Source organism: Marinitoga sp. 1137, assembly GCF_001941525.1.
Lineage (GTDB): Bacteria > Thermotogota > Thermotogae > Petrotogales > Petrotogaceae > Marinitoga > Marinitoga piezophila.
Window position 1 is genome coordinate 1,312,262 of the sequence record NZ_CP009471.1, and the last position, 26,927, is coordinate 1,339,188.

The following is a 26,927-nucleotide window of genomic DNA, read 5'->3' on the forward strand; positions in this document are numbered from 1 at the left end:
ATATAACTTTAAAAACTAACTTCAAATCCTAATAATAAATTCCAAGATATCTCAGAATTATCTGATGGAACAAAATATTTTATCTCATTATATTCAACTAAATTTTCTGGAGAAACTAATTTAAGTTTATTTTTCGTATATTTTAAAGTTAATTCATTCATAAATTTTATACCTAAAAATTCATAATCGGCAAAAAGATTAAACGTACATTTGTGTTCCAATCTTTCACCATCTAAAAATTTTGTTCCACTCTTTTTCCCAAGCTCATCCCAATTAAGTAATTCATGCCATGGATTTGCAGGAGATTTGCTTCCAGAAATACTATATTCAAAATTACTTTTCAGATTAATATTATTAATTATATTTTCATAAGTAATCATAAAAGATAAATTATTTTCACCATTTATATAACCTATATAATTTTCTTCTAAAGGAATTGTTTTTTCTCCACCATATTTATATATAACATCCGGATAATAAGTATAACCATATTTTGTATTTGTATTTTCATTTCCATATGGTTCAAATGTATATTTTGTTGCACCAGCATTATAAATACCTAACTTTCCAAACTTAGTACTTATCTTTCCACCTAAACTCCAAGCAATTTTATCAGGATTTTGATAACTATTAGGTGCAAATATCCTATTTGTATTTATATCATCAACAAGGATTTGACCATACAAATATTTATTCTTGTCTAAATAATCCACCATAAAACCAAGTATACTGTTAGCATTATATCCATGAGTCCAGGGTTTTCCAGAAGATATATTTATATATTGAATAAAAAAATTTGGTATTGGATTAACAAAATATTCTATATCAAAAGAAGTTCCCACATATACAATAGATTCTTCATAACCTAATCTAAAATTTCCAATTTTAATACCATAATTTTTAAAATTTGCTCCTCTATCAGGATAACCTATAGTTGATTCTCTATTCAATTCTATATATCTCGATTCATAAAAAAAACTTTTATCTTCATACTCAAAATCCAAAATAATAGCGCTATTCTTCTTAGAAGAAATAAAAAGAGAATATGGTGAATCTACAATATCCGAATGTTGTAATCTTCCAAAAGAAATCTCATAATTGTTTTTATTAATTAATACTCCACCATTTTTCATATAAAAATAAAAACCTTTATAATATACATCTGGCTGCGAAGGTTTATATTTTCCATCATTCAAAGCATTTAATTCTATTATAAAATTAAAACCTTCATAATCATGAACAAATTCAAATATAACTTTTTGATATTCTTTTATATTATTAAATTCTAAATCTATTCCAAAATTAAATTTTGCAGACAATACCATAATTGAATAAAATACAAATAAAAAAACCAAAAATTTTTTCATAACATCCTCCATAAAATAAATATTTTTTAAAACATCTATACCTTTTCATATTTTTTCTATAATTGCTTTAGCTAATTTTCCTCTTTGATTTAAAAAAGAATTTTTTAAAGCTGTTTCATATCCATTTTTTATGAAATTTTGATACATATCTGGGTTTTTAATTAAACTTAAAATTGCGTTTTTTAGTTGTGTTTCATTTCCAGCATTTATTAATAAACCATTTTTACCATTTTTAACAATTTCTGGTATTCCATTTACATTTGAAGCGATTATGGCATTGCTATTAGCCATACCTTCTAACAATACTAAAGGTAATCCTTCAGCATACGAAGGTAAGCACAGTATATCATTTTTTCTATAGATCTCAAAAAGCTCTTTACTCCCCAACTTAATCCAACCATAAAATTTTATTTTTTTATTTAGATTATTTTTAACAGAATATTCCATCAATTCGTTTTTTAATGGACCATCTCCAACAATGTCTAGATGTAAGTCATAACCTTCATATATCAAATTTTTAAAAACTTTAATTAATTCTTTAATTCCTTTCGAGCTAACTAATCTACCTACAAATAATAAATTTTTAGGTTCAAATTCATCTGAAATTTCTTTTTTATAATACATCCATTCTTTTAACCACGATTCGTTTGATATTACAATATCATTACGTTGAGGGATATATTTCATTTTCAAATCATACGATACTGTTGAAGCAATATCGGCATCATTAAGAAGTTTTGAATTTATTTTACGAATAATATAACCAAAAAATCTTTTTAAACTCTTATTTTTAACTATATCTTCTCTTTTATAAAAAGCTTCCTCAGAATCACCAACTAATTGTACAACAAATTTTTTTTTATAGAAAACTTTATTCATAAAATAAACATAAATAGAATTTAGATAAAACATCTTAAAAAAATATAAATCTATTTTTGATTTATGTTTTTTTAAAATTTTATTGATTTTACCTAAATAAAACAAAAACTCAACGAAATTTGAATAATTTCCAGATGGAATAACTTCATAATATTTATTATTAATTCTAAATTTATTTTCATCTATTTCATCTACTTCTATTGTCTTTCCTAATAAATAAATTTTATTAATTTTTTTAGAATATAGACTAAAGAAATCAATGTCCCAAGGTATTTCTGAATAATAGTCATCTTTATATCTGTAATATTTATAATCTGATACTATAACCATATTTTTTCGCATTATTGTATTTTTCACCTCTTCAAAATAATACAAAAGTTAAATTATATATTTTTATATTATCAACTTTCTCATTATCCCCAACCATCATAGAATTCTTTAAATCAATCCTATAATCTTCACAAGCTTTTAATATCATTCCAGAATTGGGTTTTCTTGCTAATGAATATTTTTTGTATTTTTCTATAGTTCCTTCTGGATGATATGGACAATAATAATAATTATCTATTGTTATCCCTTTTTTTCTGTAATATTCTATTATATATTCTGTTGTTTTTATTGATTCTTCTTCTGTAAATTTTCCTTTAGCTATACCAGCTTGATTTGTTATTATTATTACGTATTTTCCTTCTTCTTTTGCTTTTTTTATTATGTCAAATGTTTTGTCTATAAATTTTAGATTTGTTCCGTGAACATATCCCGAATCCTCTATAATTGTTCCATCTCTATCTATAAATAATCCTGGTTTTCTTTCTTTTTTTATCCATTCTGGAATTATTTTTTGTGCTTTTTGATAATCTTCTGGTATTCCTATATCTATAAATTTTCCACCTGTTGGTAATCCATACAATTTATTTTCTTCTATTAATTTTGGAAATATATCGGTTTCTATTGAGATTTTCTGATTTTTATATTGTTCATAATATTTCTTTAAAATATCTTTTTTGAAATAATATATTCCTCCATTTATATATCCATCTATTCTATTTTCTGGTAATTTACCTTTTTCAATAAACTTCGTTATTTTATAGTTTTCATCTATTTCAACAAATCCATATCTTGATATATCTTCACTAAATCTCAAAACTATTAATGCATTTGCTTTTTTTTCATTTATGAAGTCAAATACAATTTCATATTGTATATCGAAAAATGTATCACCATTTAATAAAATAAATTTTTCATCTAATTTTTTCCACGCATTAAATACCGCTCCACCTGTTCCTAAAGGTTCTTGTTCCTTTGAATATTCTATTTTTATTCCAAATTCTTTTCCATCTTTGAAATAATCTTCTATTATTTCACTTTTATATCCTGTTAGTAATAATACTTTCTCAAATCCATTTTCTTTTAATATGTTTACTTGATGTTCTAAAAAAGGTTTATCTCCAATTAATGCCATTGGTTTAGGAATATCTCTTACAACACTTTTTAATCTTGTTCCTAATCCTCCAGCTAATATCACAGCTTGTTTTATCATTATTTTTCCTCTCCGAATATTTCTTTTTCTACTATTTCACAGATTATATGACCTATTGTTATATGTGATTCTTGTATTCTTGGTGTATCATTTGATGGAATATTTATTAGTATATCTGCATATTCTTTTATTTTTCCACCAGTTTCTCCTGTAAAGGCTATTATTTTTATATTATTTTCTTTTGCATATTTAAATGCTTTTATTATATTTTTTGAATTTCCACTTGTGCTTATTCCAACTATTATATCACCATTTTTTGCAATCCCCTCTAACTGTCTAACAAATACTTCATCATATCCAAAATCATTTCCGATTGCGGTTAATACTGAAGTATTAACTGTTAAAGATATCGCTGGCATTGGTTTTCTATTTAGATAAAATTTCCCCATTAATTCTGCTGCTAAATGCTGAGCATCTGCTGCACTTCCGCCATTTCCGCAAAAAATTACTTTGTTTCCTTTTTTTATTGCATCTATTATTATTTTACTTGCTGATTCTATTTTTTTTAATAATTTTTCATTTTCCAATATTTTATTTTTTATTTCTACTGATTGTTTGATTCTTTCTTTTATTAGATTTTCCATTTTTATTTCCTACCTTTCTACTTTCCAGGTGTGTAACCCTTTATCTTCAAAGGTATAGTTTATTATTTCTGCTCCTTCATTTTTTAATGCTTTTATTACTTCATATCTTTTATCTATATCTGCAAAGAAGAACATAAATCCTCCTCCGCCTGCTCCAGATATTTTTCCGCCTAATGCTCCGGATTTTTTTGCTTCTTCATATATTCTGTCAATTTTTTCATTTGTTATTCCATCTGCCATTTGCTTTTTATAATTCCATGCTTTGTCCATTAATAATCCAAATTTACCTAATTTTCCTATTACCAAAGCATTTTTCATTTCAACAGCTATTTCTTTTATTTCATGCATTGCTTCAACTGATTTTTCATTTTTATTTTTTACATTTTTTATTTGTTTTTCGAGTATTTCTGATGAATTATGACTTCCACCTACATATGCAATTACTAAACTATGATTTAATTCATTTATTATTTCTTCTCTTAATTTTAATGGATTTACTATTGTTTTTGAATCATAAAATTCCATGAAATTAAATCCACCAAATGCCGCTGCATATTGATCCTGTCTTCCACCTTTTATTTTTAAATCTATTCTTTCTATTTTAAAGGCTAATTCTGCTATATCATATGGAGTTAATGGCAAATTCAACCATTTTTGAAATGCGCCTATTAATGCAACACATATTGCTGATGATGATCCTAATCCAGAACCTGGAGGTGCATCATTTTGAATATATAATTCAAATCCTTGATTTATGTTATAATTTTCTTTCATATAATTGATTACACCTTTTATTAAATCCAATTGACCATCATATGCTAAAAATTGGTCTATATCAAATTTTATTGTTTTATCATAATCAATACTTTTTATGATTATATCTTTATTTTCAGTTGGTTTTAAGGTTACTGTTGCATATCTATTTATTGTGGTATTAATTACATATCCTCCATATTTATCACAATATGGTGAAACATCTGTTCCACCCCCACCAAAACTTATTCTTAATGGTACTCGGGATCGGATTTGCATTATTAATTCTCCCTTCATTTTTGTAATTATATATTGCTGTACATAGCCAAAAACTTCTCTCCTATTTTCTCAGCAGAAAAATTACTAAAACCATAATTATAAAATTCTTTACAGATTTTATTTTTTTCTTCTAAATTTTTTTTCAAATATTTATTTAAAACCCGATTAAAATCGTTCAAATCATCTTTTTTTATAAGAAATTCACTTTTTAAATGTTCTGGCATCTGTTCTGATAAAGCTCCAACATCAAAAGCTATTATAGGTCTCGAATGTCTATATGCTTCTAAAAGTACTCCTGATTGCGTTGCTGAATTATATGGTAAAATAACTATCTCACTTTCATAAAAAAATTGATGCATTTCATCTTCATCGACATATTTATCAATTAAATTTATATTTTTGCATTCTTTTATATGTTTTTTTATGAACTCCATTTCTTCAGAGACTTTTCCAACAATATTAAAAATTATATTAGGATTTAATTCTGCAAGTTTTATAACTTTCTCTATACCTTTGTAAGGCTGAATTCTCCCAAAAAAAAGAACTTTATTTGTACTTTTAACTCTTTTATATGGCAACCATTCATGCCATAATTTTAAAACAAGAACTTTTGATTTGTCTATATTATACTTTTTAGAAAATTTATCTTTAAATTTTTCATTATGCAATATAACATAATCAACATTTTTAGAAATAAATTTATTATAAAAACTAACATTTCTAGTATTTTTCTCATTTTCATGAGGAAAAGGATCATGTATAGAATGCAAAATTTTAATTTTCCCCTTAAATTTCATGATAATAGGAATATTCCAAACATGAGAAGAGTAAAAATATATATATTCACATTTTATTTTTTTTAACTGAGAAAGAATTTTTTTTATTTCAATAATATTAAAAGTTTTAAATTCAAATCCAGGTGTATCAGGAGTTTCAAAAATTAAATTATTTTTATCTAAAACTCTTTTAAAAGATATATCGGAACTCCCGAAAGTAAATAAACTTACATTTTTTGAATTTGATTTTAAGACATCATATAAAGAATACATATATTTTTGCAATCCATATTTTGTTGAAAAACTTATAATACATATTTTCTTCACTACATAGCTCCCCTCTTCCATAATACTGTCTCAATTGTTTGAAGTATTATTCTTAAATCGAAAAGTGTTGATCTGTTTTTTACGTAATAAAGATCATAACTAAGTTTTTTTCTAATTTCCTCTTCTGTTGAAGCGTATTTATACATTATCTGTGCCCAACCTGTGAGACCTGGTTTTACTTTATGTCTTGCATAATAATAAGGAATTTGTTTGTTAAATTGTTTTACAAAAGGGATTTGTTCTGGTCTTGGGCCGACTATTGACATATCACCTTTTAAGATATTTAAGAATTGCAATGTTTCATCAATTCTTATTGGTCTTATTATTTTTCCTACTTTTAATATTCTATCTTTCTCATCATCTGCAAATTTAGGACCATCTGTTTTTACGTTTTTCATACTTCTAAATTTATGCATTGTAAACGGTTGTTCATTTTTTCCAACTCTTTCCTGTTTAAAAACTATAGGTTTCCCATCTTCTAGATATATTAATATTGTAGTCAACAACATGAACGGTGAAAAAATGATTAAAGCTATTGATGAACCGATAATATCCAAGATTCTTTTAGCTGGCGATTCATGATCGTTTTCAAAGATTATAGAATAATATTCTTTGAACTTTTCTATCACTTCCAAAGGAATTCTTTTCAAATATTTTTCTGCTATGTTTGGCAAATGTTCTATAGGAATTCCAAGAGTTTTGTATTCTTCTAATTTATCTTTCACTATTTCTTCGAGTTTTGGGTCGGTTACGAGAATTGCATCGTATTTTGATGTGTTTTGTTTATAGGTGAAGTTTATTATTTTGTTTATTCTGTTTTTTTCTTTTTCTGAGAATCCATCTTTTACCAATTCTTCAAGTCTTATTGGTGATGGATTTATATAATCTACAAACTGTAATTTGTTTAATGTTTTTTGTTGAATTTCGTCTAAGATGTGGCCTATTTCGTTTTTTCTTCCGATAACAAGATATCTTTTTGGCTGAGCATGTTTTTCAAAAAGTTTGTATTCTGTTTTATGTATTAAAGGAAAGATTATTATAGCTATTGCCATATTATGGATAAATGTGTATCTGCTTATGTCTTTTTCTATTAGAGGATAGAACATAAGAAGGATTATAGAACCCAGCATAAATCCTGCAAATATTCTTATAACTGATTCATTGAGTGAGTTCATTGTATCAAGATCGTAGGTTCTAAATGCATAGAAACCAAGAAAGAGAGATATTGATATTAATGAAGATATATACCAGTTGTATTTGAACAATAGCAAATTTATTGCGAATATGATTATTATATCTATGATTTTAGGTAATTTTCTCATGAATTAACCACCTTTACTCAGGTCTATTTATATTATATCATATTTTTTTATTTGAGTGAATATTCAGTAGTCAGTAAAAGAAAAATTCACAAAGGTGACTTTGTGAAGATTTACGAGGATATTAAAATAAAACACGGAGTTTTTTGCTCCGTGTTTTATTTTATCATTAATTTATTGAGTTTTCAATAGTTGGAAGAAGGTTTTCTTTGTTTTTTAATATCTTATTAATATATCAGGTGATAGATTAATTTTAATCGATTGTGAATGTTGTGCCATTTGGTGTGTCTTTTAGTGTAATGCCAATGTTTTTGAGTGTATCTCTGATATAATCGCTGAGCTGGAAGTTTTTTTCTTTTCTGAGCATGTTTCTTACATCTATTAAGACGTTTATTAATTCTTCTGCTTTTGCTGATTTTTCTTCTTTTGTTGGAAGTTCAAAGATTCCAAGTACTGGACCAAATTCGTTTCTGATTAGATGATAGTTTTCAAGGATTTTTTGTTCGTTGTTTTCTGTTAATGCTTTGTTGAGTTCGTTGGTTATTTCAAAGATTAAAGCTATTGCTTTTGGTGTGTTGAAATCTGTTGAGAGGTAATCAATGAATTCATTTATTTTTTCTTTCATGTATTCTGATTTTGGAATATATGGAACATTGCCTTCGTATTTTTCTTCTACAGCTTTTAATGCTTCGTTTACTCTTTTTGTTGATTTCTTCTGAGCGTTTAATCCTTCTTCTGTGAAGTCTAATGGTGTTCTGTAATGTTTTGAGAGTATAAATGTTTTTATGGTATCTGGATCATATGCTTTTACAAGTTCTCTTACTAACCAGATGTTTCCAATAGATTTTGACATTTTTTCGCCTGAGAATTTTATCATTCCGTTGTGCATCCAGTATTTTGCAAATGTTTTTCCGTGTCTTGCTTCTGATTGTGCTTTTTCATTTTCGTGATGTGGGAAGATTAAATCGTTTCCTCCAGCATGAATGTCAAATGATTCTCCAAGGAGGCAGTTTGACATTACTGAACATTCAATGTGCCATCCTGGTCTTCCTTTTCCCCATGGGCTTTCCCAATATGGTTCTCCTTCTTTTGCTTTTTTCCAGAGAGTGAAATCCAGAGGATTTTGCTTTTTGTCTGAGATTTCTATTCTTGATCCTGCAATCATATCTTCTGGGTTTCTGTGTGAGAGTTCGCCGTATTTTTCGAATTTTGATACGTTGAAATATACATCTCCGTCTGATTCGTATGCAAAGCCTTTGTCTATTAAATCCTGAATGAATTCTATTATTTCATCAACGTAATTTGATGTTTTTGGATGGAAGTTTGCTGCTCTGATTCTGAGATTGTATGAATCTTTCCAGTATTCTACTATATATCTTTCTGCTATTTCTTTAAAAGGAACGCCTTCTTCATTTGCTTTGTTGATGATTTTGTCGTCTATGTCTGTGAAGTTTTGTACCATTGTTACTTTGTATCCAATGTATTCGAGGAATCTTCTGAATGCATCGAATACAATCATTGGTCTTGCGTTACCAATGTGGATAAGATTGTATATTGTTGGACCACAGACATACATTCTTACATGATTTTTTTCTATAGGTTCAAAATCAACTAATTCGCCTTTTAATGTGTCAAAGATTTTTATTTTTTTTACCATTGTGCCACCACTCTTTCCAATCTTTGAAGGACTCTTGTTCTTCCAATTAAGTGTATTGTTTTTACAAGGTCTGGTCCTTCAAAGGAGTTTGTGAGTATTTTTCTTAATGACATATAGAATGGTTTTTTTGCTGGTTTTGCTTCTTTCATTGCTTCTTTTATGTTTTTGAGTATTGTTTCAACTTTCCAGTCTGGATCGTTGAGTATTTTTTCGTGTATTATTTTTATTGTTTCTTTTACGCCTTTTGCTTCTAAGAATTCTTTGAGTTCTTCATCTGCTTCGTCGAGCTCAAATTCTTTGAGGAAGATTTCGAGTTTTTCTGGAACCTGTGATAGGTCGTCAACTGATTCCCTTACTATATCTACTGCTTCTGTTACCCATTTTTTGTTGTTTTCAAATTGTTCTTCTGTAAGCAATCCTGCTTCGAGGATAAATGGTTTTGAGAGTTTTACTATTCTGTCGAGATTTGCTTCTCTAATGTAAACACCATTCATCCATTTGAGTTTTTCGTTGTCGAATATTGCAGGGCTTGAGTTTACTCTGTTTAAGTCAAATGTTTCTATCATTTCTTTTAATGGGATTATTTCTTTTCCGTCTGGATGTGACCAGCCAAGTAATGCAAGGTAGTTTACCAATGCTTCTGGTAAGTAACCCTTGTTTCTGAATTCTTCTACCGATGTTGCACCGTGTCTTTTTGAGAGTTTTTTGCCATCAGGTCCAAGTATCATTGATACGTGGGCAAATTGTGGCATTGGTGCGTTGAATGCTTCGTATAATGCTACCTGTCTTAATGTGTTTGAGAGGTGATCGTCTCCTCTGATTACGTGTGTTATTTCCATTGTGATGTCATCTACTACAACTGCGAAGTTGTATGTTGGTAAACCGTTGCTTCTCATTATAATGAAGTCACCAATTGCTCCTTCGCCAAAGGTTACTGGTCCTTTGATTAAGTCGTTTATTGAGAATGGTTTTCTTGGCATTTTGAAGAATACTACTGGTTTTAATCCTTTTTCTTGAAATTCTTTTTTTCTTTCTTCTGTGTTATATGGTTCTAAGAGTTCATATGAGTAGTGTGGTGGTTTTCCTTCTTTTGCGAGTTTTTCTTTGATTTCTTCCATTTCTTCTGGATATACGTAGGAGTAATATGCTTTTCCTTCGTTGATTAATTGTTCTGCCATTTGTTTGTAGATGTGTGTTCTTTCGCTTTGTCTGTAAGGTCCGTATTCACCTTTTACGTCTGGGCCTTCGTCCCAGTCTAATCCTAACCATGTTAATGCTTCGATGAGCTGATTTTCTGATTCTTTTGTGGAACGTTCCACGTCTGTGTCTTCTATTCTTAATACGAATACACCATTGTGTTTTTTGGCGTATAGGTAGTTGTATAATGCTGTTCTTGCTCCACCTACGTGGAGGAAGCCTGTGGGGCTTGGGGCGAATCTTACTCTAACACTCATTGTAGTTACCTCCTTATTGTTGTTTGTTATTGCTTTATCACTCAGCAGAGGAATATTCTGAAGATATTCCTCTGCTGAGTGATAAAAGGGAATAAAAGTGGTGGTGGATGATTGGAAAAAATAAAAGTTTTTGCTTCGTAAAAAACACTCCTAAAAAGGTTCATTCAGGCGGGTGAAATTTCTTATTCCTCACTCCAATATTGCTTGCCGCCGCCGCTCAGACATCGCCTCCTGCGCTGCTTCGCTAAAAATCACATCCATGTGATTTTTACGGCTCACGCAATATCTCCGTTCGGGAAATTTCAAGCCTTCATTCACCTTTTTACTCGTGTTTTTTATTCTTAATTTCAAATCTTATTTTTTCAATCGTTTGTAACTTTACCTCGGACACTTTTCGAGCCTTCACTCACTTTTATTTTTTCCAACTATCCTGTAATCCCTGCTGCGGGAAATTCTTAGTTTTCGCTCATATTATTTTTCTTTTTTCTTTCTGTTTAATATTTCCACTGTTTCTTCGTAATTAATTCCAAATATGTTTTCTGTTATGTATTCTATTGTTTCTATGTTGAGACTATCTATTTTATCTATATATGGCGTTATTTTTTTTCCAAATTTTTTTAGTAATAAATTTTTTAATACTTTTTTTTCTCCTTCGTACAACCCTTTTTCGTAATTTTCTCTCATGTTTTCATCTAAGGCTTTTGCAAATCTTTCAAACATTAGGCGCACCTCTTTTCAGCTGGATTGTTTCCAGGATAGTATTAGAAATGTGATGTCGTCTGGGGGGCGGGGGGGAGTGAGGTTGGTTTTTATTGCGTTTTCTATTTCCGGTATTATTTGTTCCGGTGTTTTTAGGTTTTGGGTTATTATTTTGTATAGTTTTTCTGTTGTGAATTTTTCGCTGAATTCCACCAGCCCGTCTGTGTATAATGCTATTTTTGTGTCTGGAGTGATTTTTTGTTCTTTTAATGTTATCTGTTCTGGCGATGTAACCAGTCCAATTCCCAATGGGAAGTTGGTGAATTCGTCTGTTGTTATTTCATTGTTTGTTATAAATATTATTTCTCTATGTGCAAAGTTGGCATATTGGATTTTTTCTTTTGATAATATTGCAAATATGCCTGTGAAATACATATCGTCACCAAAGTAATTTGTTACTGATTTTTCTAAGGCTAATATTACTTTTTTTAGATTTTTTTCTTTTTTTTCTACTACTATTTTTTCAAGTTCTTCTTTTACTATTATTGATAGTAATGATGAGGTTAGTCCGTGGCCTGAGATGTCGTATATATATACGAAGTTTTCATTATCTGATAATGGGATTATTCCCGCCATGTCACCTGATGTGCTATGGGATGGGATATATAGATAATCGAATTTTATGTTTTTGTATTGTGCAGGTGTTGGTAATAATCGTTTTTGTAGATTTCTTGCCAGGTTCAGGTCTTTTTCGTGAATTTCAAAGGTTCTTTGCAATTCTAATTGCAGATGATATAGTTCTATGTGTCTTTTTATTTTCATTAGTAATTCATATGGTTGAACAGGTTTTTCCAGATAATCTGATGCCCCCATTTGAAATGCTTTTTCTTTTTGTTCTGGATCCTGTATTGCTGTGTGAAATATTATTGGGATTTTTTCAAGTCCTTTTAAAGCTTTAAATGCTTTACATATTTCAAGTCCTGACATTCCCTTTAATTTTTGTTCTAAAATAACAACATCTGGCTCATGTAACTGAGCCATTTTTATTCCTTCGATACCAGTTGAAGCTTTGTATATTTTAAACGGTTCATCGAATTTTAATTTTTTTATTATGTTTCTTTTTTCTGTGAATATTTGTTTTAAGAAATATACATGATCCTGATTGTCATCGATTATCAGAATTTTGATCATTTAAATCTTTCCCTGAAAAACCGTATGGAAGTAATTCCTCTACTGTCATTATTTTCAGGTCTTTTTTGAGGTTTGTGAGTATTATGTTTTCAACACCAAATTCCGCAATTACCTGTCTGCATGCACCACAAGGGCTAATTGGTTCATCGGTTTCTCCTATTACTACTAATGCTTCAAAGTTTTTTTCGCCTTCTGATACAGCTTTGAATATTGCTGTTCTTTCTGCACACATTGAAAGGCCATATGACGCATTTTCAATGTTTGTACCGGTATATATTTTTCCGTCTTTTGTGAGCAATGCAGCACCAACTTTGAAGTTTGAGTATGGTGAATATGAGTTTTGCATTGCATCTTTTGCTTTTTGGTATAACAGGTCAATCTTCTTTTGGTCTAATTTCATTAAAATCCTCCTTAACTGTTATTTTTACTTTGTCTATTTTGTTTTTCGAGACTGAGACTATTTCAAATGTAACTCCATCGAGGGTTAATTTTTCACCTGCTCTTGGGAATCTTTCGAATTCTTCGAGTAAAAGCCCGCCTATTGTTTCGAAATCTGTTTCTGGAAGTTCTAAGTCGAGCTCTCTTTCTATGTCGTTTATTGGTGTTGTTCCGTTTACGAGATAATTATTTTTGCCGAGTTTTACTATGTTTATTTCTTCGGAAACAACATCGTATTCATCGAGTATTTCACCTGTTAATTCTTCAAGTACGTCTTCGAGGGTTACTATTCCTGCTGTTCCACCGTATTCGTCCACAACCACGGCAAGATGTGTTCTTTTTTCAAGGAATAGTTTCATTACGTCTCTGAGTTTCATTGTCAATGGAATGAATTCCACTTTATGCATTATGTGTTTTATGTTTAGTTCTAATGTTTCTTCGTTGAGTCCTTCTTTTTCTATGATTTTAAATACGTCTTTGGCATAACATACGCCTATTATGTTGTCTATTGAGTCTTTGTAAACGGGAATTCTTGAGTATCCTTCTTCGTTGATTATTGTGATTAAGTCTCTTATTGATTCTTCTTCTGATATTGCAATTATATCAACTCTTGGTGTCATTATTTCTTTTACTGATATTTCTTTTAGTTCGAGTCCTCTTTTCATTATGAATTTTTCGTCTTTTTCTATTACCCCTTCTTCATGCCCTATATCAAGGTAATTTATGAGTTCATCTTCGGTGATAAACGGAGCCTCGCTTATTTTTTCTCCACCAAAAAGTCTTATGAAAAAGTTTGAAATGCTTACAAGCAACCATATTATTGGTTTTAATATATATGTGAGAAATGAAATCACAGGAAATACAAAATTAAAGAATTTTTCGGTGTTTTCTCTGGCGTATACTTTTGGTGTGATTTCACCAAATATGAGTATTGCCAATGTGAGTATTCCTGTTACTATTCCAACAACTTTTCCGGTGTTTCCTGGAATCATTTCAATTACAAATGCAGTGGTAATAGATGATACGAGTATGTTTACCAGATTGTTCATTACAAGGATTGTGGTGAGCAATTGGTTTGGATGTTGTAAGAAATGATGTAATTTGTCTCTTGCATGTTCATCTTCTTCGTTTTCTATCATGTCTTTTACTTTAAGCCTGCTCATGGATGTTAATGCTGTTTCTGATGCTGAAAAGAACGCTGACAGTGATAATAATCCCACAATCTCGAGTAACATTATTATGATGCTCTTATAACTGGTAGGGTCGTCCACTTTGCTTTTTCCTCCTCTGTTATCTTATTTTTTTGAATCCATACCCTAATGCCTCGGAGTTCTGGAGTATGGAAATGAATGCATTGCTGTCTTCTTCTCTGATTATTCTTCTGAAATCTCCAATTTCACGACGTGAAAGAACTATCATTAATACGTTTTTGTCCTGATATGTGTATCCGCCTTTTCCCTGAAGTATTGTTACTCCACGGTCGAGTTCTTTTAATACTCTTTCTTTTATTTTATCATATTTTTCGCTGATTACAAATACTGTTCTGGTTGATTCGAAACCTTCTACCACTGTATCTATCATTTTTGAGGTTACAAAGATGGTGATTATACCATACATTGGAACCAATGGGTTTATTAAAAATGCTGAAGCGGTAACCATTGTATCCACTATTAATAGCCCTTTTCCTGTTGATATATGGAAGTATTTGTTTATTATTAATGCAAGTATATCTGTTCCTCCTGTTGATGCGTTTCGCCAGATTACAAGCCCCAATCCTATTCCTGATAGGACCCCACCGTATATTGCACTCAATAGGTATGGATCTATTGCCATTTGTGAATTGAGCATTATTTCTTTCATCATTGAGTCTAAATGCAATGCCTGTTCAAAGAAGTCTATTTGAAACGATAATAGTGTTGCTGCATATATGCTTTTGAAACCAAAGCCAATTCCAAGTAGCCAGAATCCAAGCGCAAAGAGGAATATGTTGTAAATGAACATTTGAAGACCGAGCCACCAGCCAAATAGGTTTTTGAGAACAATGGCAAGACCGCTAACTCCACCAGCAACTATTGCAAATGGGTCAAGGAATAATACTATTCCCAATGCTGTTAATGTTGTCCCTGCTGTGATGATGATGTAATTCACTGTTTCTTTTTTGATGTCGATTTTTGTTTTCAACCCTATACCTCCAATCCCTTAAGTTTTGCTATTTGTTTTAGCAATCTTTTTTCTCTGAGTCCAGGTTTTTTTAATTCTACGTCTATTTTAACATATAGGTCGCCATATTTTCCAGTTCTGAAATCTGGAAGTCCGTGGCCTTTTAAGACGATTATTGCGCCTGGGTTTGTTCCTTCTGGGATTTTCAGGGTTGTACTACCGTTTAAGAGTTCGAGGTTTATTGTTGTGCCGAGTAATGCCTGGATATAATCGATTTTTACTGTTGTTTCAAGATGATTACCTTTTCGTTTAAAATTAGGGTGTGGTCTTACATTTACTTTTATGATTAAGTCTCCTGCCGGGCCGCCATTTTTACCGTCGTTACCTTTTCCAGGAATTTTAAATGTGTAGCCATCTTCAACGCCAGCTGGAATTGTGATTTCAATGCTTTCTCTTTTTAGTTGTTTTCCTGAGCCATGACAAACATCACATCTTTCGTTTATTATCCTTCCTTCGCCATTACATGTTGGACATGGATATGTTCTTACGAATACACCAAAGAATGTTCTTTCTTCTTCCTGAACTTTTCCTGTTCCGTTACAACGAGGACATGTTGTGAAGCTAGTTCCATTTTTTGCTCCTGTTCCGTTACAAGCATAACAGGTTACATATCTATCGTATTCTATTCGCTTTTTTACGTCTTTTAATATGTCTTTGAGGTCAACTGTTATTGCAAAGTATTTGTCTTCTCCTTTTACAGGAGGTCTTGATGTTCTGGTTTTTTTTCTTGATGTTGTTCCGCCACCCATGAACATGTCAAAGATGTCAGAGAATGTTCCGCCAAAGTCTCCTATGTTGCCAAAGAGGTCTTCAAATAAATCTTCGAAACCTCCACCTGCTCTCTGGCCGCCGTTTGGTGGCATTCCTCCTTCGGGAACAAAGCCGAATTTATCGTAAAGTGCTTTTTTCTGTGGATCGCTAAGCACTTCATATGCTTCCTGGATTTCTTTGAATTTTTCTTCTGCGTATTGTTTGTTTTCCTGATGTCTATCTGGATGCCATTGTTTTACTAATTTTCTATATGCTTTTTTTATTTCTTCTGGTGTTGCGTTTTTGCTGACACCTAGTATGCCGTAATAGTCTTTTTTCTGGTTCATGTTTATTCACCTCCATTTGTTTCTTCGTTTTCTGTTTTGTCTTCCTGTTTTGTTTCTGGTTTTTCCTGTTTTACCGGTTTTATTGCAACTTTTACTTTTGCGGGTTCTATTATTTTTCCTTCGAGTTTTATTCCTGGTGATACGAGTTCGTATACGTGATATTCTTCTACTTCGTCTGTTTCTACTCTTTCTATTGCGTCGTGTTCAAACGGGTCGAATTTTTGATTTTTTTCTGGTTTTATGAATTCTACTCCTACGTTTTCTATTGTTGAGACGAATGATTTGTATATCATTTCAACTCCTTTGGCAAAGCTTTCAAGGTTTTGTTGATTTGCCATGACTATTGAGAAGTTTTTGTATAATGGAATTAGTTGTTTGATGACGCTTTCTTTTGCTTCTTTTTTGATTCTGTTTTTTTCTTTTTGGACTAAGTCTTTGTAGTTTTCGAAATCGACTTTGAGGTTTATTGCGTAGGATTTGATTTTGTCGTATTCTTCCATGAGTTTTTTGTTTTCGGATTCTTTGGTTTCGAGGTCTTTTTTGAGTTGTTCTATTTCATTTTTTAATTGTTCCATTTCTTTGGTGATTTTTTGTTCTTTTTTCTTGGATGTTGTTGTTTTTTTTGTGTTTTTTTCTGCCATGCTAATCCCTCCTTGAGGCTATTGTTGTTGTTATTGTTGTTGATTGAGAAAACATTCATAAAAAGGTTCGTTCATGCGGCTCGATTGCTAATCCTCAAAAACTGCTCATATCCGCGGGGTCGCTTAGATTCTGCATCCCTGCAGAAGCTGCGCTCAAAAAAACATCCTGTTTTTTTGACCCTCTCCATTCGCAGTTTTTTCGGGCAATCTTCGAGCATTCACTCACCTTTTTATTCATGTTTTCTTGATTAATATTATATTCTTAGTCTTCGCTCCTATTATTTTTTTACTTTCTATTTTCAACTTTTTATTTATGAAGAAAATAGTTAGAATAATGTGAGCGAAAACTTGAAAATTCCCGAAAAAATTCGATGTGGAGCCGGTCAAAATCACACGGATGTGATTTTGAGTGAAGACGAACATGGACGTGAGTCTGCAACGACCGGCGGGAACGAGAATTTTTGAGGATTAGAATTTTCTACCGTTTGAGCGAACATTATTCGTACTATTTTTTTATAAGTTCTTGGATATAATTTCTGATAATCGGGAGGTGTATTCACCGAGGATTGAGTAGATTTGCTTGTAATCCGAATATTTGAATGTTAGCAATGCCACTTTGCCAAGTGGGTTTGAGTTGTAGCTATATGCTGTTTCGAACATTATGAAATTTTTGAGTTCTGGAATTTCAAAGTCACTTCCTATTGTTGCTTTTATTTCTGATGTGAATGGTTTTTTTGAGAGCAATTCTACTTTTAATTTGTCTTCTTCTACGATTTTTGACAGATATAGTATTTCTTCTGGTGTGTGATATCCTGTTGATATTATTTTTGCCAGACCACTGATTATGAATTTGTTTCTAAAGAATTCTTCAACCAGGAGATATACGAGTTTATATAGGTTTATGAGCCTTATGTCTCTTTCCTGTTCGATTTTATTTGTTTTTATGATGTTTATTATTTCATGCATGGATTTTCCAACAAGTCCTGTTTCCAGGATTTTTTCCAGTTCTTTGGGGGACGGAAATCCATAATTTTCAACGGTTCTTGTTATTGATAATCCCAGATTTGTCATTAATGTGATTTGATAGAAATCATTTGTCAGGTCGGATACAACTGCCCTGGTTATGTATATGTATTTTGAGTCCGGGAGCTCCAGAATTACAAGGCTGTTTGTTGTTTCTGAGAGCATTTTTGAGAATTTGTCGAACATTATGTTTATGTCATAGAATTTATATTCATGAGGTAATTCTATGTTTTTGCTTTTTACTGAAAAGCTTTCTTTTATGGCTTCAAAATATAATCTTAAAGCCATATCAGTTGGAATTCTTCCGGCGCTGGAATGTGGCTGGAAGATGAGTTTTAGGTGCTGTAATTTTTGCATGTCGTTTCTAATGGTTGCTGAGCTAACATTCAGGTTTGATTTTTTTAAAATTTCCGATGAACTTACCGGTTTTTTTTCTTTTATAAAATTTTCTATGATTGAGAAAAGTACTTTTTTTTGCCTATTGCTCAGTTCTCTGGGCATTTTATCACTCCTTTTTTTTGAGTGCTAATTATATGATAACATAAAAAAAGGGTTGTAAAAAATTAAATATTAGTGTAAAATTAGTTAAGAAATGAAATAATATAAGGGGTGTGGTTAAATGCTGGGACATGAGATTGTTGAGATTTTAGACGACCTGATTATTGAGTATAATTTTCCGCTTGATAAGAACTATACGTTTTTTACCAACAATACAAACAAGATTAAGCCTGGATCGGTTTTCGTTTGTATTAAAGGTACTTTTTTTGATGGGCATGATTTTATCAAGACCGCTATTGAATTTAATGCATCTTTAATTATTTCTGAGGATGCTAAGAAAACACAATTTGATTTTCCTTATATTCTTGTAAGCGATACTAAACAGGCTTATGCTCTGCTTAATTATGCATATTATAACATAGACTTTAATGATTTTAACTTTATTGGCGTTACCGGAACTAATGGAAAAACTACTGTTATTTCTTTAATCCATTATGTTCTGACGCAAGCTGAAAAAAATAGTTCTCTTATTAGCACTGTGGGTATTAAATTGAATAATGAATTATTGTATGAACCGTATAATACTACACCAGGAGTTGATGAGATTGCCAGAATCTTAAATCTTTCAAAGGAACGGAATATTGAAAATATCTGTCTTGAGGTTTCTTCTCATGCTCTTGCACAGAATAGGGTTTATAAGATTCCGTTTTCTATTGCTATTTTAACCAATATTACCAGGGACCATCTGGATTATCATAAGGATTTTGAAGAGTACAAAGAAATTAAGATGTCTTTATTCAGACATCTTAAGGATGATGGTATTGGAATCATTAATTTAGACTGCAATAATGTAGATGAAGTTCCATTGGAAAGAGACAGAATTGTTACATATGGGTTTACTAATGTTGCAGATTATGTTATTTCTGATGTGGAATATAATAATTCGCAAATGGTGTTCACCATTAAGGAGCCTGATGGAACTGAGAATAAGATACACACACATTTAATAGGAGAATATAATGCTCAGAATCTTACAGCAGCTTTTGTTGCTTTGAGAAATATGGGAATAGATAGAGAAATAATTCGTCATGGTTTTCTTGAATTTCCCGGTGTTCCAGGAAGGTTTCAGCTTGTTGAGAATACCCGCGATGTGGAGTATAAGGTTTATATTGATTTTGCTCACACTCCTGATGCTCTTGAAAAGGTTTTGACAAGTGCCAGGAAGATTACAAAGGGAAGAATTATTCTGGTATTTGGTGCAGGTGGCGCTGCGGATATTGGAAAACGAAAGATTATGGGTGAAATTGCCTCTAAATATAGTGATTTAATTGTTATTACAGATGATGATCCCAAGAATGATGATCCTGATGAGATTATTGAACATATTCTTGAAGGAATTGATAAGAGTAAGCCGTATATTGTGATAAGGAATAGACGCACTGCTATTAAGGCTGCTGTTAGTTTTGCTTCAAGGGATGATATTGTGATTATTGCCGGAAGAGGGCATGAGAAGTTCCAGTTGTATGAAAATGGAAAAAAGATACCTTTTAACGATTATGAGGTGGCTTATGAGATTGTGCAAAAGTTTAGAAAGGTGATGAAGCGATGAGCAAATTTGTTTTTGATTCTCGCCAGGTTGAAGATGGGGATATTTTTGTGGCTATTAAAGGCGAAAGGAATAATGGCCATGATTTTGTTAATGAAGCTTTTAAAAAAGGTGCCGTTAAGGCTATTGTTGAGGAAGAAAGGGATTATAATGGCGAGGTTTTGCTTGTTGATAATGTAATTGATTTTTTAAATAGAGAGGCTTCTAAGATTCTCGTTGATAATTCAAAGATTCGTATAGGTATTACCGGTTCAAATGGAAAGACTACCACAAAGAATTTTCTTGCTCATTTGCTGGCCTATGGATTTAAGGTTTTTAAAACAGAGAAGAATTATAATACAGAGATTGGAATTCCTTTAAGTATTTTGAATAATTACTCAGGCGAACCTGTTTCCATTGTTGAGATGGGGTTGAGAAAAGAAGACGATATAGGCTTTTTGACGAGATTGTATAAGCCCAATGTTTCTATTTTGTTGAATATAGGCACTGCACATCTTCAATTTTTTGAAAAGCGAGAAAAAATTGCTTCTGAAAAGTTGAAAATTGTTTTTGAGATGGAGAAACCTGGCATTGTATTTATTAATGGTGATGAGGAGTTACTTGATATTGATTATCCTGAAGATGTAAAGGTTTTTAGGTTTGGGGAAAATGAAAATAATGATGGTGTTTTAATTGATTTTGATTATTTAAACGGTAATACACGCGTTTTTTATAATATTTATAATGAAGATGTGATGCTCACATTACAGGGCATCTGGAGTAAAGGGCAATTAATTGACGCACTTGCAGCTTTACTGGTTTCCCTTTATTTTGAGATTCCTTTAGATCCATTTTATATTTTTTCTTTTAAATTACCTGAAAAACGATTTGAGTTGAAGGAATATAATGGAAAAATTGTTATTAATGATGCTTATAATGCTTCAAAGGAATCTTTTTTCAGTGCTTTTGAGAGTATTGAAAAGATGGATGTTGATAGGAAGGTTTTGATTATGGGTAGGGTTTTAGAAATTACTGATGAAATTGAGTATCACATGGAAATTATTAATGAGGCTAAAAAGGTTTTTGATAAGATTTATTTTTATGATCCTGAAGAGTTTTTTGATTTTGAGGGTATTGAATATTTGAGAAATAGCGATGATGTGTTAAATGTTTTAAATGCAGAAAGCGGTTTGATTTATGTAAAAGCATCTAATGGCACAGGTTTAGGAGCTATTGTGGAAAAGATTTTAAATGAAAAGAATAATAAGCAGTAATGGAGGTTGTTATGGAGATTTTTTATGGAATTTTAATACTTGGAATTGAGTTTTTCTTATTTCCAATTTTTATAGGCTGGGCAAGAAGGAAACAATTTGGTCAGTATATCAGACCAGAAGGTCCTGATTTGCATGGTTATAAGCAAGGAACCCCTACTGCAGGGGGTATTATTTTTGTTCCCACTATTGCTGTTTTGAATTTAGTGGGATTTCTGTTTTTAAGGGATTTTGTTTTTGTTTATGTTGCCATAGCTGCTTTGCTTTTTGGCTTAATAGGTTTTTTTGATGATTTTAGCTCTATTTTGAAGAAGGAGGCTATGGGATTAACTGCAAAGAGGAAGTTTATGCTACAGTTGTTGCTTTCTGTGGTTTTGCTTTTGTTTTTTGAGAATGCTGTTAATGGCAATTTTTTCTGGTATGTTCCGGGAAGTGATTTTATTTTAAGATTTAATAGATATTTTTATTTTTTTGTATATGTTTTTCTTTTTACAGGATTTTCAAATGCAACTAATTTAACCGATGGACTTGATGGGCTTGCTGGTGGGAATTTTATTGTTTCTGCAGCTTTTACTATTTTAATTGCTGTTTTGAAGTTTAATGCGCCTGTTTATTTGATTTTTGCTGTTGTTTTGCCTGTTGTTGTTTTTTTGTTTTTTAATGCAAAACCGGCGCAGGTGTTTATGGGAGATACTGGTTCTTTAGCGCTTGGAGGGATTTTAAGTGCTATTGCAACTTATTATCATATTGAGTTGTTTTTGATTTTTACTGGAATTGTGTTTATTGTTGAGACGTTGAGTGTTATTATTCAGGTTTCCTCATTTAAATTGAGAGGAAAAAGGGTGTTTTTGATGTCGCCGATTCATCATCATTTTGAGTTGAAGAAGTGGCCGGAGGAGAATATTACTTTCAGGTTTATATTGGTGGGCTTTTTTTTCTCTGTTGTTGCATTAATGTTGTGAGCCCGGTTTAATTGACATTAAATTATTATCATGATATACTAATAATGGTACAACAAAAAGTACTATTATTAGTACTAAAAAGAGGTGATTTTAATGTATAATAACCTGGTTAGTGCAACAGAAATAAAAAAGAGTGGAGTTTCTATTTTAGCTAAGATAATAAAAAAAACAGGTGAAGCTGTAATAAGTGTCAGAGGAAAAGGAAAGTATGTTGTTCTGCCAATAGAAACATATAATTATTTAAGAGAATGTGAGTTAGAAGCTGCTTTGTTAGAAGTAAATAATGATATAAAAAACAAGAAATATCATACATCAATAGATAAGCACATTGAAGAAATTAAAAATGCTCTTCATGAGGACGATGAAAATGTATGAAATAGTATTTACAGATTCATACGTGAAACGAGCAAAAAAATTTTTCAAAAAACATTCGGATTTAATATCTCGATATGAAAAAGTGCTAAGATTAATGGAGTATAATCCTTTTCATCCTTCATTAAGACTCCACAAATTAGAAGGTAAATTATCCCATTTTTACTCAGTTTCTATAAATATGAATTATAGAATAATCATTGAATTAATTATTGATAATGAAAAAATAATTTTAATAAATATAGGTTCTCATGATGAGATATATTAATAAAAATTTATTTTTTTAGAAAAAAAAGCTTTATGATGGTGCCGCGACCTTTGATGGAGTTGACTGAGAGCTGGGCGTTTTGGAAGATGATGAATCTTTCGAGGAAGATGCTTCCAAGTCCTGTGCCGTTTTCTTTTGTGGTAAAGAATGGTTTTAAGAATCTGGCTTTTTCTTCTTCTGTCATGCCAATTCCATTATCACAGAACAACAATTTATAACCGTCTTTTTTTTCGTAAATGCCGACGGTTATATTTTTTTTGCTTTTTTTCATGAGAACAGCATCAACAGAGTTTTGAATTATATTCGCTACTGCTGATTTAAATAAGGCTATATCGCTCTGTATATATATATCAGCTTTTTCTTTAATGGTAAAAGTTATTTCTGGATAGGTATTCTGAAAGATTTTTAAGGTATCTTTTATTATTTTGTTTATGTTTATTTCTTCTATAACTTCTTCCATTTTAAATAATTCCAGCGTTTCTTTTATGATGTTTTGTATGTTGTTTATTTCGTTTTCGAGTTTTTTTAGATATTTTTCGTCTTTTGTAATTTCATACATTTGAAAGACCATTTTTAGTCTGGCTATAGGTGTTTTTAAGCCGTGCGAAGCATCTGCTAATATTTCACCAAGTCTCGCAAAGTGTCTGGAGTCTTCAAGGGTTTTTTTCATTTTTTTGTAATCTGTTATGTCATTAATTACAAGGATTATAAAATTGTTTTTTTTGCTGACGATAATTTGAAGGTTTTTCTTTAGCTTTTTTGAATATACGTCATATATTCCTGTTATTGCTGGAATTTTTATTCCTGATTTTATTAATATTTTTGATAATGGCATTCCATATTTTAGGGTTACACTATGAAATATTTCCCTGGCTTTTAGATTTGTTTTTTGAAGAATTGCTTCGTTATCAAATACGAGAATTCCTGCCCCCATTGTGTCGAATATGGCATTGAATTTGTCATAATACTCTTTTAACCCTTCTCTTTCTTTGGTTAATAGTATTGAATATGTTCTAACCATTTCATCAAGCTCTCTGAATATTCCTGAATACTGGAGATTATAATTTTTGTAATTATATGCATTTCCTTTGTGAAGTATTCTTAACAGGCGTTTTTCAACGAATATTGCGATAAGCACATATAACGCAAAAAAGCTTATTGGTATTAAATACCAATAAGCCATTAATTTAAATATATACATGAATATTATTAATATTACTGTATGAATAACAGAGATTTTTTCGGCTATATCCCAGCCAAGCAGTTTACGGTATTTTATTCTTCTTTTCTTTTTAATGTTATTTCTACCCCTTCTGTGTCAAGTTTCATGTATTCTTTAGCATTTCCCTGATTTATTGCTATTTCGAGATGACCTGAGCTTTCCGGGTGTATTAATAATTCCCCTGGCAATACATCTGAGAATACTCTTTCATAATATGCTTCGAATTTCTGATCTTCTATCTGTATTATTATTTTATCGTCTTTTTTGAATAATGTATCGCCCATTTCTGCTGGAATATTTGTTTGAACGTTTCCAAATGTGTCCCAGAATACTATTTCGCCTTCAAGATAATCATTTTTTATTTCTGGCTTTTTGTATCTAAATAGATTGATGTCTTCAAGTTCTGGACCAAATTCTTCTATTGGCACACCTTTTGATAGATATGCAGCTGCTGGTGAGAATATGTCTCTTCCGTGGAATGTTGTGGAATAGTTTTTTCTAAAGAAATATTTTTTGTTGCTAATTTCCACAAGTTTGTCTATTCCATATTCCTGAGCTACTAATGTGAGTAATCCATTGTCCGGTGCTACAAAATAATAATTTCTTTCTTTGGTTTTCATGATTACCGGTTTTCTGCTGCCGCCAACACCAGCATCTATTACACAGAGAAATATTGTTCCTTCAGGAAAATCTCCGGCAAATCTATGTAAGATATGAGCATTTACTTTTGGATCGAACTTTTTTGTATCGTGCAAAACATCTATTATTTCCGCTTTCCTGTTTATTGTTTTTATTACGCCTTTGCATACTCCTACGTAATAACTGTCGTTCCCCCAATCTGTAAAAAAGGCTATCATAATTAGATTCCTCCCCCTAAGCCAAACTCCCTTCTATTTCCAATGCTTAATAATTTTGAATCCCCTTCTGTTGATTTAAGTCTTATTGTTTTGTGTTGTAAATCGTGGAATGTTGTGATTCTTCTTATTGTCCTTGTTTTTGTTCTCATTACTATACTTTCTGTTATGGCTTTTCCTTTGTGGAATTTTACTCCTTTCAGGAATTCGCCATTTGTAACACCTGTTGCTGAGAATATTACATTTTCTCCACCTGCAAGGTCTTCGGTGAAGTAGACTTTTTCAAGATCCCAGCCTTCTTCTATTAATTTTTCTTTTTCTTCTTCTGTTTGTGGCCAGAGTTGTACCTGCAATTCACCGCCTAATGTTCTTAATGCACCTGCTGCAAGTACTGCTTCTGGGGAACCACCTATACCGATATAGATATCAACGCCGCTTTCTGGCATTGCTGTTGCTATTGCTGCTGCAATATCGCCATCGCCTATTAATTTTATTCTTGCCCCAACTTCCCTTATTTCTTCAATTATTTTTTTGTGCCTGTCTCTGTTTAAGACTACTACTGTTATTTCGCTTACAGGCACTTTTAATGCTGCTGCTGCTACTCTTAAGTTTTCCCTTATTGAGCTTCTTATATCCAAAATTCCTTTTAATTCTGGCCCTACTGCTAATTTGTATGAATAGAATGTTGGGAGATATGCTAATTTTCCCTTTTCAGCAAGAAGCATTACACTTATTGCATTTGGAAGACCGTATGCTACAAGTCGTGTTCCGTCTATTGGGTCTACTGCTATATCAAATTCTTCATCGTCTTCATTCCATGTTCCAACTTTTTCGCCAATGTAAAGCATAGGAGCTTCGTCTTTTTCACCTTCTCCGATTATAACGGTTCCTTTTATTTCTATGTAATCGAGCATTCCTCTCATTGCGTCAACTGCAGCCTGGTCTACGGCGTTTTTGTCTCCTCTACCGAGGTATAAACTGCTGGTTAATGCTGCTGCTTCTGTTACTCTTACGAGGTCTAGTGTTATTTCTCTGTCGAAATTGTTTTCTGGCAACGCAATTCCCCCTTTTCTCTTTGTTATTTTAATTATACTAAATTTTGCAAAATTTTAAAACTTTGAATATTTGTTGTATTTGTTGAATAATTGTTTTTAGCGATTGTGAAACTGATTAAAAGAGAGTATATTCAGTGAGGTAATACAATACGAAGATATTTAAATTTTATCTTAGAAAATAGAAATAATAATATTCGCTCAACAGGTAGAAAATTCTAATCCTCAAAAATTTTCTTTGAAAGTAGAAAAATAATATTCTCTCAGACAGCAAGAATTTCTGATCCTTGCTCCATTTGAAAATTCGGGCACACTCAGATTCCCCTTCCCTGGGGAAGCTTCGCTTTTCGAAACATCCTGTTTCTCCAACCCGAATTTTCTGCATTCCGCTGCGGGAAATTCTTAGTCTTCGTTCATATTATTTTTCTACTTTCTTCTATACAACAGATAATTTATGAGTTTTTATTTTTTCAATCATCATTGTTTCTCCTTGGAAATTTTCAAGCCTTCGCTCACATTATTATTTCTATTTTCTTTTATTTTTTCCATTCTAAACAATTATTCATAATTTTTGGGGTTATTCCCCCGGGAAAATTGAT

25 protein-coding genes are annotated in these 26,927 nt (G+C 31.3%); 5 read left to right on the plus strand and 20 right to left on the minus strand.

What is annotated here, in order from left to right; genetic code table 11:
- Positions 1–8 precede the first annotated feature (8 nt).
- The 17 genes from LN42_RS06315 to LN42_RS06395 all read right to left on the minus strand — a co-directional run bounded on the left by LN42_RS06315 (position 9) and on the right by LN42_RS06395 (position 18,745).
- Entirely contained in the window at positions 9–1,367 is a 1,359-nt protein-coding gene (locus LN42_RS06315) for a hypothetical protein (protein ID WP_075780556.1), read from the minus strand.
- A gap of 45 nt (positions 1,368–1,412) precedes the next feature.
- Complete coding sequence (locus LN42_RS06320; RefSeq protein WP_156865404.1) at positions 1,413–2,588, minus strand: glycosyltransferase; 1,176 nt, start codon at positions 2,586–2,588, stop codon at positions 1,413–1,415.
- Between the two features lie 19 nt (positions 2,589–2,607).
- A complete protein-coding gene (locus tag LN42_RS06325) occupies positions 2,608–3,786 on the minus strand; it encodes an HAD-IIIA family hydrolase (RefSeq protein WP_075780558.1) in 1,179 nt (392 codons plus the stop codon).
- A complete protein-coding gene (gene gmhA, locus LN42_RS06330) occupies positions 3,786–4,370 on the minus strand; it encodes a D-sedoheptulose 7-phosphate isomerase (RefSeq protein WP_075780559.1) in 585 nt (194 codons plus the stop codon). The genes LN42_RS06325 and gmhA overlap by 1 nt, the downstream gene beginning before the upstream one ends.
- Positions 4,371–4,379: 9 nt before the next feature.
- Complete coding sequence (locus LN42_RS06335) at positions 4,380–5,402, minus strand: GHMP kinase (protein WP_075780560.1); 1,023 nt, start codon at positions 5,400–5,402, stop codon at positions 4,380–4,382.
- Between the two features lie 26 nt (positions 5,403–5,428).
- Complete coding sequence (locus LN42_RS06340) at positions 5,429–6,505, minus strand: glycosyltransferase family 4 protein (protein ID WP_075780561.1); 1,077 nt, start codon at positions 6,503–6,505, stop codon at positions 5,429–5,431.
- Positions 6,505–7,827: a sugar transferase gene (locus LN42_RS06345; RefSeq protein WP_075780562.1), complete on the minus strand. Its 1,323-nt coding sequence runs from the start codon at positions 7,825–7,827 to the stop codon at positions 6,505–6,507. The genes LN42_RS06340 and LN42_RS06345 overlap by 1 nt, the downstream gene beginning before the upstream one ends.
- 250 nt (positions 7,828–8,077) lie before the next feature.
- On the minus strand, positions 8,078–9,469 hold the full coding sequence (cysS, locus tag LN42_RS06350) for a cysteine--tRNA ligase (protein ID WP_075780812.1): 1,392 nt from the start codon (positions 9,467–9,469) through the stop codon (positions 8,078–8,080).
- 5 nt (positions 9,470–9,474) lie between these two features.
- On the minus strand, positions 9,475–10,935 hold the full coding sequence (gltX, locus tag LN42_RS06355) for a glutamate--tRNA ligase (RefSeq protein WP_075780563.1): 1,461 nt from the start codon (positions 10,933–10,935) through the stop codon (positions 9,475–9,477).
- Between the two features lie 471 nt (positions 10,936–11,406).
- The gene (locus tag LN42_RS06360; RefSeq protein ID WP_075780564.1) at positions 11,407–11,655 is read right to left on the minus strand and encodes a DUF4351 domain-containing protein; all 249 of its coding nucleotides are present in this window, start codon (positions 11,653–11,655) and stop codon (positions 11,407–11,409) included.
- A 15-nt stretch (positions 11,656–11,670) separates the two neighbouring features.
- The gene (locus tag LN42_RS06365) at positions 11,671–12,825 is read right to left on the minus strand and encodes a SpoIIE family protein phosphatase (protein WP_075780565.1); all 1,155 of its coding nucleotides are present in this window, start codon (positions 12,823–12,825) and stop codon (positions 11,671–11,673) included.
- Complete coding sequence (locus tag LN42_RS06370) at positions 12,800–13,225, minus strand: cytidine deaminase (protein WP_014296679.1); 426 nt, start codon at positions 13,223–13,225, stop codon at positions 12,800–12,802. The genes LN42_RS06365 and LN42_RS06370 overlap by 26 nt, the downstream gene beginning before the upstream one ends.
- Positions 13,200–14,534, minus strand: coding sequence for a hemolysin family protein (locus tag LN42_RS06375; protein WP_014296680.1), 1,335 nt, complete (start codon positions 14,532–14,534; stop codon positions 13,200–13,202). The genes LN42_RS06370 and LN42_RS06375 overlap by 26 nt, the downstream gene beginning before the upstream one ends.
- A gap of 19 nt (positions 14,535–14,553) precedes the next feature.
- Complete coding sequence (locus tag LN42_RS06380) at positions 14,554–15,444, minus strand: YitT family protein (protein WP_014296681.1); 891 nt, start codon at positions 15,442–15,444, stop codon at positions 14,554–14,556.
- A 2-nt stretch (positions 15,445–15,446) separates the two neighbouring features.
- Positions 15,447–16,580: a molecular chaperone DnaJ gene (dnaJ, locus tag LN42_RS06385; protein WP_075780566.1), complete on the minus strand. Its 1,134-nt coding sequence runs from the start codon at positions 16,578–16,580 to the stop codon at positions 15,447–15,449.
- Between the two features lie 2 nt (positions 16,581–16,582).
- Positions 16,583–17,221: a nucleotide exchange factor GrpE gene (locus LN42_RS06390; RefSeq protein ID WP_014296683.1), complete on the minus strand. Its 639-nt coding sequence runs from the start codon at positions 17,219–17,221 to the stop codon at positions 16,583–16,585.
- A gap of 513 nt (positions 17,222–17,734) precedes the next feature.
- On the minus strand, positions 17,735–18,745 hold the full coding sequence (locus LN42_RS06395; protein WP_014296684.1) for a heat-inducible transcriptional repressor HrcA: 1,011 nt from the start codon (positions 18,743–18,745) through the stop codon (positions 17,735–17,737).
- 118 nt (positions 18,746–18,863) lie between these two features.
- Between LN42_RS06395 and LN42_RS06400 the strand changes: the two genes are divergently transcribed.
- The 5 genes from LN42_RS06400 to LN42_RS06420 all read left to right on the plus strand — a co-directional run bounded on the left by LN42_RS06400 (position 18,864) and on the right by LN42_RS06420 (position 23,200).
- Positions 18,864–20,351, plus strand: a complete 1,488-nt coding sequence (locus tag LN42_RS06400) for a UDP-N-acetylmuramoyl-L-alanyl-D-glutamate--2,6-diaminopimelate ligase (protein ID WP_014296685.1) — start codon at positions 18,864–18,866, stop codon at positions 20,349–20,351.
- Complete coding sequence (gene murF / locus LN42_RS06405; protein ID WP_075780567.1) at positions 20,348–21,601, plus strand: UDP-N-acetylmuramoyl-tripeptide--D-alanyl-D-alanine ligase; 1,254 nt, start codon at positions 20,348–20,350, stop codon at positions 21,599–21,601. The genes LN42_RS06400 and murF overlap by 4 nt, the downstream gene beginning before the upstream one ends.
- Before the next feature lie 11 nt (positions 21,602–21,612).
- Positions 21,613–22,560: a phospho-N-acetylmuramoyl-pentapeptide-transferase gene (gene mraY / locus LN42_RS06410; RefSeq protein ID WP_075780568.1), complete on the plus strand. Its 948-nt coding sequence runs from the start codon at positions 21,613–21,615 to the stop codon at positions 22,558–22,560.
- A 93-nt stretch (positions 22,561–22,653) separates the two neighbouring features.
- The gene (locus tag LN42_RS06415) at positions 22,654–22,935 is read left to right on the plus strand and encodes a hypothetical protein (protein WP_014296688.1); all 282 of its coding nucleotides are present in this window, start codon (positions 22,654–22,656) and stop codon (positions 22,933–22,935) included.
- Positions 22,928–23,200, plus strand: coding sequence for a type II toxin-antitoxin system mRNA interferase toxin, RelE/StbE family (locus tag LN42_RS06420; RefSeq protein ID WP_014296689.1), 273 nt, complete (start codon positions 22,928–22,930; stop codon positions 23,198–23,200). The genes LN42_RS06415 and LN42_RS06420 overlap by 8 nt, the downstream gene beginning before the upstream one ends.
- A 7-nt stretch (positions 23,201–23,207) precedes the next feature.
- Here the strand turns inward: LN42_RS06420 and LN42_RS06425 are convergent, their stop codons facing one another.
- The 3 genes from LN42_RS06425 to glpX form a co-directional block, all read right to left on the minus strand.
- Positions 23,208–24,383, minus strand: coding sequence for a HAMP domain-containing sensor histidine kinase (locus LN42_RS06425; protein ID WP_175421269.1), 1,176 nt, complete (start codon positions 24,381–24,383; stop codon positions 23,208–23,210).
- A 92-nt stretch (positions 24,384–24,475) separates the two neighbouring features.
- Entirely contained in the window at positions 24,476–25,279 is an 804-nt protein-coding gene (locus LN42_RS06430; protein WP_075780570.1) for an S-adenosyl-l-methionine hydroxide adenosyltransferase family protein, read from the minus strand.
- Between the two features lie 2 nt (positions 25,280–25,281).
- Positions 25,282–26,331 (minus strand): class II fructose-bisphosphatase, encoded by a 1,050-nt coding sequence (gene glpX, locus LN42_RS06435; protein WP_014296692.1) that lies wholly within the window; start codon positions 26,329–26,331, stop codon positions 25,282–25,284.
- Between the last annotated feature and the right edge of the window lie 596 nt (positions 26,332–26,927).